The 13,852-nt window shown below is 66.6% G+C and carries 12 protein-coding genes; 4 read left to right on the plus strand and 8 right to left on the minus strand.

What is annotated here, in order from left to right; genetic code table 11:
- Nucleotides 1-12: 12 nt before the first annotated feature.
- Nucleotides 13-777, minus strand: coding sequence for an enoyl-CoA hydratase/isomerase family protein (locus tag EEB18_RS01545; RefSeq protein ID WP_187140385.1), 765 nt, complete (start codon nt 775-777; stop codon nt 13-15).
- Between the two features lie 295 nt (nt 778-1,072).
- Here EEB18_RS01545 and EEB18_RS01550 point away from each other — a divergent pair, with 295 nt between their 5' ends.
- Together EEB18_RS01550 and EEB18_RS01555 are read left to right on the plus strand one after the other, a co-directional pair.
- Nucleotides 1,073-3,244, plus strand: coding sequence for a TonB-dependent receptor (locus EEB18_RS01550; protein ID WP_187140386.1), 2,172 nt, complete (start codon nt 1,073-1,075; stop codon nt 3,242-3,244).
- A 59-nt stretch (nt 3,245-3,303) separates the two neighbouring features.
- The gene (locus EEB18_RS01555; protein ID WP_187140387.1) at nt 3,304-4,065 is read left to right on the plus strand and encodes an SDR family NAD(P)-dependent oxidoreductase; all 762 of its coding nucleotides are present in this window, start codon (nt 3,304-3,306) and stop codon (nt 4,063-4,065) included.
- Nucleotides 4,066-4,152: 87 nt separating this feature from the next.
- Here the strand turns inward: EEB18_RS01555 and EEB18_RS01560 are convergent, their stop codons facing one another.
- The 3 genes from EEB18_RS01560 to EEB18_RS01570 all read right to left on the minus strand — a co-directional run bounded on the left by EEB18_RS01560 (nt 4,153) and on the right by EEB18_RS01570 (nt 6,973).
- On the minus strand, nt 4,153-5,019 hold the full coding sequence (locus EEB18_RS01560) for an SMP-30/gluconolactonase/LRE family protein (RefSeq protein WP_187140388.1): 867 nt from the start codon (nt 5,017-5,019) through the stop codon (nt 4,153-4,155).
- Between the two features lie 95 nt (nt 5,020-5,114).
- Nucleotides 5,115-5,927 (minus strand): IclR family transcriptional regulator, encoded by an 813-nt coding sequence (locus tag EEB18_RS01565; RefSeq protein WP_187140389.1) that lies wholly within the window; start codon nt 5,925-5,927, stop codon nt 5,115-5,117.
- A 161-nt stretch (nt 5,928-6,088) separates the two neighbouring features.
- Nucleotides 6,089-6,973 carry an alpha/beta fold hydrolase gene (locus EEB18_RS01570; RefSeq protein ID WP_187140390.1) on the minus strand — a complete coding sequence of 295 codons (885 nt, stop codon included), beginning with the start codon at nt 6,971-6,973 and terminating at the stop codon, nt 6,089-6,091.
- Between the two features lie 187 nt (nt 6,974-7,160).
- Here EEB18_RS01570 and EEB18_RS01575 point away from each other — a divergent pair, with 187 nt between their 5' ends.
- Nucleotides 7,161-8,489, plus strand: a complete 1,329-nt coding sequence (locus EEB18_RS01575) for a spinster family MFS transporter (protein ID WP_187140391.1) — start codon at nt 7,161-7,163, stop codon at nt 8,487-8,489.
- Nucleotides 8,490-8,623: 134 nt separating this feature from the next.
- Here the strand turns inward: EEB18_RS01575 and EEB18_RS01580 are convergent, their stop codons facing one another.
- Both EEB18_RS01580 and EEB18_RS01585 read right to left on the minus strand, forming a co-directional pair.
- Nucleotides 8,624-9,736: an acyl-CoA dehydrogenase family protein gene (locus EEB18_RS01580; RefSeq protein ID WP_187140392.1), complete on the minus strand. Its 1,113-nt coding sequence runs from the start codon at nt 9,734-9,736 to the stop codon at nt 8,624-8,626.
- A 12-nt stretch (nt 9,737-9,748) separates the two neighbouring features.
- Nucleotides 9,749-10,930 carry an acyl-CoA dehydrogenase family protein gene (locus EEB18_RS01585; protein ID WP_187140393.1) on the minus strand — a complete coding sequence of 394 codons (1,182 nt, stop codon included), beginning with the start codon at nt 10,928-10,930 and terminating at the stop codon, nt 9,749-9,751.
- A 183-nt stretch (nt 10,931-11,113) separates the two neighbouring features.
- Between EEB18_RS01585 and EEB18_RS01590 the strand changes: the two genes are divergently transcribed.
- Nucleotides 11,114-12,766, plus strand: a complete 1,653-nt coding sequence (locus EEB18_RS01590; protein ID WP_187140394.1) for a long-chain fatty acid--CoA ligase — start codon at nt 11,114-11,116, stop codon at nt 12,764-12,766.
- Here the strand turns inward: EEB18_RS01590 and EEB18_RS01595 are convergent.
- Nucleotides 12,759-13,226: a DUF3237 domain-containing protein gene (locus tag EEB18_RS01595; protein WP_187669058.1), complete on the minus strand. Its 468-nt coding sequence runs from the start codon at nt 13,224-13,226 to the stop codon at nt 12,759-12,761. The two genes, EEB18_RS01590 and EEB18_RS01595, sit on opposite strands and share 8 nt — an antisense overlap.
- The gene (locus EEB18_RS01600; protein WP_187140396.1) at nt 13,226-13,762 is read right to left on the minus strand and encodes a nuclear transport factor 2 family protein; all 537 of its coding nucleotides are present in this window, start codon (nt 13,760-13,762) and stop codon (nt 13,226-13,228) included. Before EEB18_RS01600 ends, EEB18_RS01595 begins: the two co-directional genes overlap by 1 nt.
- Nucleotides 13,763-13,852 lie beyond the last annotated feature (90 nt).

Here is a 13,852-nt window from a genome sequence, read left to right on the forward strand (position 1 = left end):
CGGCGGCTCCGCTCAGCGACCCTGAAAGACGGGCGCGCGCTTTTCGACAAACGCCGCGACCGCTTCCTGCGCGTCATAGGAGGTCGACAGCTTGGCGGTGTTGCCCTGCTCATAGATATAGCCGTCGCGCAGCGTCATATTCTCGATCGTGCGCATGCTGTCCTTGGCATAGCGCGTCGCGAGCGGGCTCTTCGACGCGATCACCGCCGCCATCTCCATGCAATAGGGCAGCAGTTCGTCGACGGGCAGGCACGCCTCGATGATGCCGCGGCGATACATTTCGGATGCCGGGGCGCGATAGCCGGTGAGCATCATGCGCCGCGCCAGCGAGTGCGGGACGATGCGCGAGGTGTGCTTGCCGCCGCCCATCAGCCCGACGTCGATCTCGGGCAGGCCGAAGACCGCATTTTCCGACGCGACGATGATGTCGCAGCTCGCGGCGAGGCCGAAGCCGGCGCCGAGCGCCGGGCCGTTGACCGCGGCGATCACCGGCTTGGCGCAATCGGCGATCGAGTACGCGACTTCGCGGACGACGCGGTTGCGGTTCCAGCGCTTGCCGGGGATCGACAGGTCGGGCCGGTTCTTGAGGTCGGCGCCCGCGCTGAAGCATTTGCCCGCGCCGGTGAGGACGGCGACGCGCACATCGTCGCGGTCGTTGAAGCTGTCGAAGACGTCGGTCAGTTCCTGCAGCATATCGAGCGCGGCGGCGTTGACCGGCGCATTGTCGAGCGTGACCAGCGCGACATGGTTTTCGACTTCGGTGCGAATGTTGCTCATATCCGTTTCTCCCAGTTGCCGTCTCCATGGCATCGGGCGGCGGCCACCGGACGCGAAAGCCGTCCATGGCGCCAAAAATCTCATTCGCGATTGAAACACGCGCTTCCGGAATCGCGCTTGTGATTATCGGGGGCGGCCGGGCCGCCCGCATTGCCCTTCGCCCCGCAACCCACGAACGGGGCCGGGCAACCTGCCCGACGGGCTGCACCAAGACCTTTAAAACCCCGCGCACCCCCTTCGAGGCGAACGCCATCGAGGGATGACAAGGAAAGCGCGATTCATCAGGGAGTGGACGATGAAGAAGCACAGCATATTTTTGGCGGGCGCCGGCATCGCCGCCCTCCTGACCGCGGCCCCCGCCTTCGCGCAGGACGCATCGGACGACGTCGCGCAGGACGAAGCGACGCAGGCCGATGAGGGCGGCCTCACCGCGATCGTCGTCACCGCGACCAAGCGCGGCTCGGCGCAGAATGTCCAGGACGTGCCGATCGCGGTCACCGCCTTCGGCAGCAACGAACTCGACAGCATCCACGCGCGCTCGATCGCCAGCGTCAGCTATGCGGTCCCCAACGCCTCGCTCGAAAGCGTCGGCACCACCCCGGGCTACGCCAATTTCTCGATCCGCGGCCTCGGTATCAACAGCTCGATCCCCTCGATCGACCCGACCGTCGGCGTGTTCGTCGACGGGGTCTATCTCGGCGTCAGCGCTGGCGTCCTGTTCGACACCTTCGACCTCGAGGGCGTCGAGGTGCTGCGCGGGCCGCAGGGCCTGCTCTTCGGCCGCAACGTCACCGGCGGCGCGGTCTTGCTGCGCACCACCACGCCCACCAACCGCTTCCGCCTCGATGCCAAGGCCGCGCTGTCGACCGGCCTCGAAAAGCGCGCGAGCATCTCGGTGTCGGGCCCGCTCGTCGGCGACGTGCTCAGCGGCAAAATCGCAGTCTATTACAATGACGACGACGGCTGGTTCAAAAACGACTTCGACGGCAAGAAGATCGGCGGCAGCGAAACGCTGATCGTCCGCCCTGCCCTGCGCTTCCAGCCCAACGACAGTTTCGACCTGATCCTGCGCTACGAACATGGCCGCATCCGCGGCGACGGCCCGGCGGTCACCAACCACGGCCTCTTCCCGCGCGACAGCTTCCGCGTGAACCAGAATTACGCGGGCTTCACCAAGACCGACTGGGATCAGGGCATCGCCGAGATCAACATCGACACCGCCTTCGGTGACGGCACGATCACCAACATCGCCGCGGTCCGCGCGCTGAGCAACGACAGCGGCGCCGATGTCGACGGCTCGCCGATCACCAGCCTCCACTCGCGCAACAATATCGAGCAGTGGCAGATCAGCAACGAGTTGCGCTACGCGGGCACCTTCGGCGCCTTCGACGTGACGACCGGGCTCTTCTATTTCGACCAGGACATCAACTACGCCGAACAGCGCCTGCTCTCGGGCGGCGCGCTCACCGTTTCGGGCGGCGGGCGTCAGAAGCAGAAGACCGGCGGCGTCTTTGCGACGATCGACTGGAACATCACCGACATGCTGACGGTCAGCGTCGGCGCGCGCTATTCGGCCGAAGAAAAGGCCGTGCAGGTCCGCTCGATCGGCGTCGGCGGCTGCAACCTCGACACGCTGCGCTGTTCCTACGACTTCGTCGACAAGGACAATTGGAGCGGCTTCACCCCCCGCGTCGGCGTCCAGTTCAAGCCGACCGAGGACACCTTGCTGTACGCCTCCTTCGCACAGGGCTTCCGCAGCGGCGGCTACAACTTCCGTAACCTCAACCCCAATGTCGCGCCGGGTCCGTTCGACCAGGAAAAGCAGGACGCCTATGAAGTCGGGCTGAAGCAGGAATTCGGCAATGTCGCGCGGATCAACCTCGCCGGCTTCTATAACCGCATCAACGGCACCCAGCGCGAGTTCCAGGCGCCCTTCGCGCCCTTCGGCAACTTCCAGATCATCACCAACGCCGCCGACGTGTCGATCAAGGGGCTCGAGGGCGAATTGCTGGTCAAGCCCGTGTCGGGCCTGACGATCGCCGGCCAGTTCGGCTACACCAAGGGCAAGTACGAAAAAATCCTGTTCGATCTCAACGCTGACGGCGTCATCAACGACCGCGATTTCGCCCTGAAATTGCCGCGCCTGTCGCCGTGGAGCTATGGCGGCTCGATCACCTATGCCACCAATGTCGGCGGCGATTTCGATGCCGAAGCGCGCATCGGTGCCAACCACCGCGATGCCGCCTTCTACAACGATCAGAACACCGGCCTGCTCCGCGCCGCGACGATGGTCGATGCCAGCCTCGCGGTCACCCATGGTCGGGTCAAAGTCTCGGTCTACGGCAACAATTTGCTCAACGAAGCGACCTTCGGCACCGAGGCACCTTTGCCCTTCTTCGCCGGTTCGACCTTCTCCCCGCTCAACAAGGGCAGGGTCTACGGGGTCGAAGTCGGCTACAAATTCTGATCTCTCTCCCACTGGAGCCCGCCCCAAAAGCGGGCTCCATTTTTATGGGCAATCCATCCATGACCAAGATACTCGCAGGGCGCGTCGCGCTCGTCACCGGCGCATCGCGCGGCCTCGGCCGCGACATCGCGCTCAAGCTCGCCGCCAATGGCGCGGCCGTAGCGCTGCTCGACCGCAAGGCGCATTGGGCCGAAGACCTCGTCCAGCAAATCGAGGCCGACGGCGGCAAAGCCGTCGCGCTCGGCTGCGACGTCTCCGATCGCGACGCGCTGCATGAGGCGTTCGACAGCGCGGCGGCCGACCTCGGCGGCATCGACATCGTCGTCAACAACGCGATGTGGACCAAATATTCGCCGATCGACGGCATCGACGCCGAAAGCCTCGACAAGATGCTCGGGGTCGGCATCGCGGGCATTATCTGGGGTACCCAGGCCGCGGCGAAGCATATGCGGACGCGTGGCGGCGGGTCGATCGTCAACATCGCCTCGGTGTCGGCGCACATGGGGCTGCCGGGTGCGATGGTCTACTGCGGGATCAAGGCGGCGGTCGAGGGCATGACGCGCTCGTCGGCGATCGAACTCGCCCCCGAGGTCATCCGTGTCAACGCCGTCGCCCCCTCGACCGTCGCGACCGAAGGCGTGCGCGCGATGCTCGACGACGCGACCTTCGCGGCGCGCGTCGCGAGCACCCCCCTCGGCCGTCTCGGCGAAACCTCGGACATCGCCGAGGCGGTGCTCTTCTTCGCCGACAGCGCCCGCTCGGGCTTCGTCACCGGCCAGTCGCTGCTCGTCGACGGCGGTATCTCGATCGCCTTGCGCTGAGGATATTACCGTAGCCCTGAGCCTGTCGAAGGGCGCTTCTCTGACAGGCGCCCTTCGACAGGCTCAGGGCTACGGTTCAAAACGCAGCTAAGCGTAAACCCCCTCGGCAATCCCCCGCGCATCGAGCCCGCGGATCGCCGTGATCCGCCCCGCATCGGGATGATCCGCCACCAGCCGATGCCCCGAATTGGCGATGCTCGTCAGGTACAGCGTGTCGAGCCCCGGCCCGCCGAATGCCGGGCACGACGGGAACGGCAGCGGCAGCGGGATCGAGCGCAGCAATTTACCCTGCGGCGAATAACAGGCCACCGCCTGCGCCAGCACCAGCGCCGCCCAGATCCGCCCCTCGCTATCGACCGTCGCGCCGTCGGGGCCCGATCCCTGCTCGCGGCAATCGACCAGGTCCTCGCGCGGCCCGATCGCCCCGCTTTCGAAATCGTAGCGATAACGCCGCAGATGCCCATCGAGGCTGTCGGCGAAATAGAGCGTCGCGCCATCGGGCGAGAAACTGATCGCATTGCCGATCGCCACCCCGCCCTCGAGCTGTGCCCAGCCGCCGTCGGCATCGAGGCGGAACAGCGCCCCCGCGTCATCGTCATAACCCGTGCGCATCGACGCCGTCAGGAAACGCCCATGGCGGTCGGCCTTGCCATCGTTGAGCCGCGTCGCGGGCGCCATCACGGGGTGCGCGATCGCCGCCTCTTGGCCGCTTTCGGGATCGAACCGGTAAAAACCATCGGCCAGCGCGGCGATCAGGCCGTCCGATGCCAGCCCGATGCTGCCGACCGGCTGTTCGAGCGTCCAGCGGCGCACATCGCCCCCTTCCGCATCGCTCGACAGGATTTCGGGCGCGATCGAATCGACCCAGTAAAGCCGTTCGCTGCGATGATCCCACAGCGGGCTTTCGCCCAGCCCGGCGACGCCGGCGGGCAACAGGTCGATGGCGACGGGCATGATCTTCTCCTCTTGTGACGGCAGAGGATAGCCGCTGCACGCGAACGCGCGGCGCCGGTCGGTCCGGCGCCGCCGCTTATTTCAGATGCGATTGTTCATTCGGCCGCGATGGCGAATTCCTCACTCTCGTCGGAGCTGTCATCGCCGCGATAATCCTGCGGGAAGCGATGGTGGAATTCGGCGATCGTCTCGCGCATGATCTCGACGAACTCGGCGCGGCGCGGCGACAGCCTTTCGGTCGTGCCGCCGATCCCGATCACCAGCGGGATGCCATGGCTGCTGTTGCCCAGCGGCATCGCGATCGACGCGATCCCCGGCACCGGATGCTCGGGCCAGTAACAATAGCCCGTGTGGCGGATCCAGCGGATCCGGCTCATCACATCCTCCAGCGTGATCGCCTTGTCGGGATTGAGCTCATAATAGTTGGAATAACGATAGATTTTGTCGATCTCGCGGTCGCGCATCCGGCTCATCAGCGCCATCCCCGCGGTCGCGTCGAGCATCAGCCGCATCTCGCCCGGATTGGGCGGGCGCTTGTGCGGATGGTCGGGGGTACGCATCGTCACATATTGGATGAACAGGTCGTTCTGCGTGACGAGGACGACGGTTTCCTCGGTCTTGCGGAACAGCTCGTCGATCAGCCAGTTATAGCCATTGCCATAGGCGACATGGCCGTAAAGCCAGCTGCCGAGCGAGGCGACCTGCAGCGTCGGCAGGTAAGTCCGCGTCTTGCGATTATAGTTGAGATAGCCTTCGATCACCATGCTTTTGAGCAGATTGGTCGTGCTCGACTGCGGATAGCCGAGCGCCGAATAAATCTCGTTGAGCCGCAACGGCTCGCGGCGGTCGCGGAACAGTTCGAGCACTTCAAAGGTGCGCGATGCCGATTTGACGGGTTTTCTCTTCATCTCTCCACCCCAACAACGACAGCGCTGAAGCCATCTGTGGCCGGTCAATCTGCCGCCTTGCGGGCGGTCTCTGCTGCGCGCACGATAGCGGCCCGCCTCCGCCGGACGGGCAAAAGCGTGACTTCGATCGGTCATATCACATATGTGATATCCGGTGAAGCTCAGGACATGGGTGGCAAACCCGCCAGATGCGCGGCGATCCGCGCCCCCCAGGCGGCGCGCAGCCGCGGCGGCCCGTCATGCGCCATCTGCTCGTCGATCTCGATGATCGCACCCGATATGGCCTCCGCCGTCTCGAGCGCGCGCGCGAGCGGAATGACCTTGTCGTGGCGGCCATGGAGGATCAGCGTCGGCACGCACAGCGCGCCGAGCGCGGGGCGCAGGTCGGGCGCCGCAAGGCTGGCAGCGAAATGGCGTGCGGTGCCGCCGCGATGCACGCCGTGGCGCCAGGCTGTCCGCGCCTCCTCGGCAACGCGCCCCGCGTCGAAATCCGCCGCCATGCCGTTCGCCTGCGCGACGCCGAGCTGGCGTGCGGCATAGCTATTCTCGTCGGGGATATGGTCGGCAGCAAGCCGGTCGAGCGCGGCATCGGGAACCGCGTCGGCCATCGACCGGCTCATCGCCATCACCAGCGACAGGCTGAGCACGCGCCCGGGCGCCTGCACCGCCAGTTGCTGCGCGACCAGCCCGCCGATCGAGCGTCCGACCAGATGCACCGCACCGATCTTCTCGGCTTCCATCACCGCAAGCACATCGGCCGCCATATCGGCGATGCCATAAGGCGGCGGCGCATCGCCCTGCCCCAGCGCCGCGGCCTTGACCGCATGCAGGTCGGGCACATCATCGACCAGCGCGGTCGAACGTCCGGTATCGCGGCTGTCGATGCGGATCGGCACGAAGCCCGCCGCGACGAGCGGCGCGCAAAAGCCATAATCGAAATCGGTCGACGGACGCCCTGCCCCAGCCAGCAGGATCACGACGGGCCCGTTGCCCGCCGCCATGCGCTCATAATGGATGGTGACGGCACCGTTCGTCGCGAAGGCCATGGCTGCTTCTCCTCGCCCGCCCGTCTGCGCGCCGCACGACACCTCGGCGAGCGCGATGCGCGCGCGGGGTGACAAATCAGCATGGGGATAATGGCCAACCTTCGCGCTCTCGCCCAGTCGTCTTGCCAGCCTAAGCCTAGAGTGGCGCCTGCGAAGAACGGGCAAAGCGCCCGCCATGGAGAGGCCGATGACCAGCGACACGATCACCCCCGACACGGCCCGGCCCGCGTCCATGCCCTATGGCGCGCTGTTCCTGCTGATGACGGTTTACGCCTTCAACATGCTCGACCGCCAGATCGTGACGATCCTCGTCGAGCCGATGAAGGCCGACCTCGGCCTCGCCGACTGGCAGATCGGGATGATCAGCGGCCTCGCCTTCGCGCTCTTCTACACCCTGCTCGGCATCCCGCTCGCGCGCATCGCCGATCGCGGCAACCGCGTCGGCATGATCGCGATCGCGCTCGCGGTGTGGAGCGGCTTCACCGCGCTCTGCGGCCTCGCGCGCAACTTCACCGAATTGCTGCTCGCACGCATCGGCGTCGGCGTCGGCGAGGCCGGCTGCACCCCGGCGGCGCACAGCCTGATCACCGATTATGTCCCGCGCGAACAACGCGGCCGCGCGCTCGCGCTCTATTCGCTGGGGGTGCCCGTCGGCTCGCTCGCCGGTCTCGTCCTCGGCGGCATCCTGCTCGCGACGCTCGGCTGGCGCGCCGCCTTCCTGATCGCGGGCGTGCCCGGCATCCTGCTCGCGATCATCGTCTGGTTCACCCTCGACGAGCCGCGCAAGCGCGCGATCACGCCGCAGACGCCCGCCGCGCCGCACATGCCGCTGGGTCAGGTGCTCGCGACCTTGCGCGGCTTGCCGAGCTTCTGGCTCATCTCCTTCGGCACCGCGATGGGCGCCTTCGGCTATTATGGCCAGGCGTCCTTCTTCGGCTCGCTCTACATGCGCACCCATGTCGCGGGCATCGACGCGCTGGCGGCGAGCTGGGGCGTGCCGTCCACGGTGTTCCTCGGCCTCAGCCTCGGGCTGATCGTCGGGTTCGTCGGCATGGTCGGCACCTTCGTCGGCGGCCAGCTCGCCGACCGCGCCGCGCGGCGCGGGATCAGGGGCTATACGCTCGTCCCCTCGACCTCGCTCGTCATCGCGGCGCCGCTGTTCGCGGGCGCCGCACTCGCCCCGACCGTGTCTTTGTCCTTCGCCTTTTTGAGCGGTGCGATCTTCGTCCACGCGCTCAACTATGGCTCGGTCTTCGCGTCGGTGCAGACGCTCGTCCCCGCGCGCGTCCGCGCGATGGCGGCGGCGGTGCAATTGTTCGTGACCAATGCGATCGGCCTCGCGCTGGGGCCGCTGTTCGTCGGCATCGCGAGCGACCTGCTCGCCCCGTCGCTGGGTAGCGAACAAGGCCTGCGCGTAGCGATGGCGCTCGTCGCGCTGCCGCTCGCGATCGGGTCGCTGCTGTTCTGGCTGGCGGGGCGCCGGATCGAGGCCGACGAGGCGAAGCAGGGCGCCTAGAATATTGATGACATTGGATTAATACACCTCGTCATTGCGAGCGCAGCGAAGCAATCCAGAGCGGATTACGCCACTCTGGATTGCCGCGTCGCTTCGTTCCGCGCAATGACGATTCAATCTCATGTCATCGCGCGCTAGCGCGTCATCTCCGCAAACCGCGCCTTGTGATAATCACGATCCCCATGCGACAGGTCGAGCATCATCTGGCGGCGCAAATGATGGCTGACGATCAGTTCCTCGCTCGTCCCCACCCCGCCGTGGAGCTGCACCGCCTGCTGCGCCACCGCGATACCGCATTGCGCGACGCGGACCTTCGCCGCCGCGATGAGCGACCTCGCGTCGCCCCCGCCCGCGAGCTGCGACGCCGCGACCATCATCAGCGCGCGCGCTTCCTCGCACGCGACGCTCATGTCGACGACCTTGTGCTGGACGACCTGGAAGCTGCCGATCGGCGCCCCGAACTGCTGGCGCGTGCGGACATAGTCGAGCGTCGCCTCGACCGCCGCCTCCATCGACCCCACCGCCTCGGCGAGGTGCGCGACGATCGCAAGGTCGAGCGCCGCCTCGATCCGCTCCGCCGCTTCGCCCACCGTGCCGACCGGGATGCCCGCGACACCTTCGAGCGCGAGGCTGCAATGGCGATGGCTGTCGACCGCGCGGAACCGCTGGACACTCAGCCCCTCGGCGCTCGCCGGAACCAGGAACAGGCCGACGCCGTCGCGCTCGCCCGAAGTTCCCGCGCTGCGAGCCGACACCAGATACCAGTCGGCGTCGGCGCCATCCTCGACATGCGCCTTGGCCCCCGTCAGCCTGAAGCCATCGCCGTCAGCAACCACACGGGTCGAAATGGACGCGATATCAAAACCTTCCTCCTCGACCAGCGCCGCGGCGATGCGCACCTGCCCCGCCCCGACCTTCTCGAGCAGCGCCGCGCAATGCTCGCCCCCGCCCGCGATCAGCGCCGCCGGCAGCACGCAATGGCTGACATAGGCATCGGTCATCAGGTGCCGGCCGACAGCTTCCATGATCGCCATCACCTCGACCGGCCCGCCGCCGAGCCCACCGTCTTCCTCGGCGATCGGCAGCATCAGCCACCCCAGCTCGGCCATCTTGCCCCAACGCTGCGCGGCACCTTCGCCAACTTCCGCCAGCCGCTTCAACCGCTCGGCGGCATTCCATTCCTCCGCACCGAAGCGTTCGGCGCTGTCGCGCAGCATTTGCTGCTCGTCGTTAAAGGCGAACTGCATCGCTAATCTCCCTCAAAGCCCGAGCGCGCGGCGCGCGATGATGTTGCGCTGGATCTCGCTCGACCCGCCGTAAATGGTGGTGACACGCGCATAGAGCGCGCCTTTCAGCGCGAAGGGCATATCCTCGGGCAGCACGCTCGCATCGTCGAGCGCCGCGAAATGCTGTGCCTTCGGTCCCAGCGTCTCGACCCACAAAGCGGTCGCCTGCTGCGTCAGTTCGGACCAGCGCAGCTTGACCATCGATCCGCGCGGCCCGGAGTCGGCGCCCGCCGCGGCATCGGCCATCAGCCGCAACACCATCGCCTGCACCGCCAGTGCCTCGATCTCGACCTGCGCCAGTTTCGCCTTGAACTCGGGCTTGTCGATTAGCAGGCCGTGCGCGGTCTTGCGACGCGTCGCGGCCTCGCGCACCGCGCGCAGCGTCTGCGGCAGGAACATCGCGGTCGCCGCGGCGACCATGCGCTCGCGGTCGAGCAGCACTTTGCCGTAATTCCAGCCCATGCCCTCCTCGCCGACGACATTGGCGGCGGGAATGCGGACGTCGTCGAGGAACACCTCGTTGGTGTGATGCTTCTCATCGAGCGTGTGGATCGGACTCACCCGGATACCGGGCGTGTCCATGTCGACGAGCATCAGCGAAATGCCCTGCTGGCGCCGCCCCTCGTTCGACGTGCGCGCGAGCACGAACATGCGGTCGGCGACATGCGCATAGCTCGTCCACATCTTATGTCCGTTGATCACATACTCATCGCCTTCGCGATCGGCACGCGTACGCAGCGCCGCAAGGTCCGACCCCGCCCCCGGCTCCGAATAGCCCTGGCACCACCAATCCTCGCCGCTGATGATCCGCGGCAGGTAGAAATCCTTCTGCGCCTGGCTGCCATAGGTGAAGATGATCGGCCCGATCAGTTCGAGCCCCTGGTGGAACTGCGCGGGCGCATCGGCCGCCGACGCCTCCGACCAGAAGATGTGAAGCTGCTGCGGCGTCCAGCCGGTGCCGCCATATTGCTTCGGCCAGGTCGGCGCCCCCCAGCCGCGATCGGCAAGGCGGCGCTGATAGGCGACCAGATTTTCGGGCGACAGGCGCAGCCCGGCGCGGACGGTCTTTTTCCAGTCCTCGGGAATCGAGTTCGCGAAAAACTCGCGTAGCTCCTGCTGAAACGCCCGGTCTGCGGGTGCCAGGTCCAGATTCATGATCGCATCTCCCATCGATTGCGACGGACCTAGCCGCAGCAACGCGCGGCTGGCGCGCTAGCGGGGCGGGATCGTGCGACTTTCCCAAATGTGATTGTCGAGGTGCGCCGGTCGCCGCGCTTCGCGCCGCTCGCGGTCTGGGCAATCGTCGCGGCAATCAAGGGATCGAAAGGGAGAGAGTTGATGAACGGCCTGATGCAGGCGCAGCAGCTGACGACGGCGATGCTGATCCGCCACGCGGCGACCAACCATCCGCGGCGTGAAATTGTCTCGCGCGGCGCCGATGGCGCGCTCACCCGCTCGAACTGGCGGACGGTCGAACGCCACGCGCGCCACATCGCTGCGGGCCTTGCCGACCTCGGCCTCAAGCCCGGCGACCGGGTCGCGACGCTGGCATGGAACCGCCTGCCGCATCTCGAACTCTATTATGGCGTCAGCGGTGCCGGCATGGTGCTGCACACCGTCAACCCGCGCCTCTTCCCCGAGCAGATCCGTTACATCATCGACCATGGCGGCGCCCGCATCCTGTGCGTCGACGCCGACCTGCTGCCGATCGTCGAACCGCTGCTCGCCGACCTGCCGAAGATCGAACGCGTAATCGTCCTCGCCGATCAGGCCGACATGCCCGAAACGCGCATCGCCGATCCGATATCCTATCAGAGCCTGATCGGTGGCCCGAGCGCGATCGCCGCATGGCACGATATCGACGAGAATAGCGCCAGCGCGCTTTGCTATACCAGCGGGACGACGGGCAACCCGAAGGGCGTCCTCTACAGCCACCGCTCGACCATCCTCCACGCGATGAGCGCGCTCGCCAACGACAGCATGTCACTCGGCGCCGCGGACTCGATCCTCGTCGTCACCCCGCTCTTCCACGTCAACGCATGGGGTATCCCCTATTCGGCGGCGATGGCGGGATCGAAGCTGGTGCTGCCCGGCTCGGCGCTCGATCCCGTCTCGCTCTATGAGCTGATGCGCGACGAAGGCGTGACCTTCTCGCTCGGCGTGCCGACGATCTGGTTCGCCTTTCTCGACCATCTCGAACGCGAACGCGCGATCGAGGATCGGCAGGCGCTCAAGCTCGACCGCATCTTCACCGGCGGTGCCGCCACCCCGCGCTCGCTGATCGAACGCTTCCGCACCCTGCTCGGGGTCGAGACGATGCAGGCGTGGGGGATGACCGAAACCAGTCCGGTCGCGACCGTGTGCCGCCCGCTCGCGCATCATGCCGACCTGTCCGACGCCGAACAGATCGACCTCCGCGCGCTGCAGGGCCGCTCGGTCTTCGGGGTGGAATTGCGGATCGAGGACGAGGATGGCCACGAACTGCCGCGCGATGGCGAAGCCGCGGGACTGCTCAAGGTCCGTGGTCCGTGGGTGCTCAATGCCTATCACGGCCAGCCGGCGGGCAGCGCGCTCGACTCAGGCGGCTGGTTCGACACCGGCGACGTCGCGAAGATCGACCCTGACGGTTTCCTGCAGATCACCGACCGCGCCAAGGACGTCATCAAGTCGGGCGGCGAATGGATCAGTTCGATCGATCTCGAAAATGCCGCCGTGGCGCATCCGAAAGTCGCCGAGGCCGCCGTGATCGGCGTCGCGCATCCCAAATGGCAGGAACGCCCGCTGCTGCTCGTCCAGCTTCATCCCGGCGAAGCCTGTACGAAGGATGAAATCATGGCGCATCTCGCCGACAAGGTCGCGCGCTGGTGGCTACCCGACGACGTAATTTTCGTCGAGGAATTGCCGCACACCGCGACGGGCAAGCTGCTCAAGACCGAACTCCGCAAGCGCCACGGCGATCATTTCGCCGCGGCAGCGGACGCGGTCAGCTGATCGCGAAGACGTGATACATCGGGCCGTCGTCGGTGCGCATGCCATTGGCGACGGCGACGGTCCGGTTGAGCCAGTCATAATCGGGGTGGCCGGTGACGAAGCGCGGCGTCGTGCGCAGATAGAGATCCTCATAAGGCCCCGGCTCGCGGCGCGCGAAACGCGCCGCCGCCTCAGGCGAGGTCGGCGCCATCAGCCCGGTATACTGCATCGCGATCCGCGCGCCGTCGTCGGTTTCCAGCGATGTGCGCACATCGATGATCATCGTGCCGTCACCGCGCCAGGTCACCCAGTCGGCGCCATCGGGCATCACCCGCCCGCGCAGGCGCGGCCCTTCGAACGTGCCTCCGTGGACCGGGAAAATCCCCATCCGGCCCTCGCCGCCGATCGGCTGCGCTTTGTCATAAGCGACGTTCAGTCGCATCACGAACAGCGGCTCCCACGCCAGTGTTTCGATCCCCATCATGCCTCTCCCTTCGCGGTGGTACCGAACAGCGCGTAGACCGGATCGGCAGGCCAGCGCCTGCCGACCGACTTGCGATGCGCGAACCGTTCGGCCTCGCTCTTGTCGGGCGCCGGGCGTTCGTCGACCCAGTCGAAGACGACCACGCGGTCGGCGACCCGCCATTCGCCCGCGCGTTTCTCGAAGCGATCGACATAGCGCCCCGCCATGTAAAGCTCGACCAACGCGCCTTCGCCGCCGGGCTGGCGCTGCAAGGCGGTGAAATAGCTTTCGACCGCCGCCTCGTCGCCGCGCAGCTCGATCAATATATTGTGGATCTGGTGAATGCCGCGCTCGATCGACGGCAGCGCCTGCATCGCCCAGTCGACAAAGCCGTCGGTGGTACCATTATAGGCGCCATGATCGTCGGTGCCCCCGGGCCAACAGGCCGACCGCAATATCGCCTCGTCGCACCGGTCGATCCCGCGGCAATAGCGAAACAGGCAATCGCGGATCATCTCGCGATCCCAAAGCGCGGCAATCGTCTGCGCCGACATGTCCATCTCCTCTTCGCGCCAATCGGGCGCCTTGCGCCCCAAAGGCCGACGCTAGACGCCGGCGCCGCGCCCGGCGAGCATCGCTCGCCC

It is taken from the genome of Sphingopyxis sp. OPL5 (assembly GCF_003797775.2).
Taxonomy (GTDB): Bacteria; Pseudomonadota; Alphaproteobacteria; order Sphingomonadales; family Sphingomonadaceae; genus Sphingopyxis.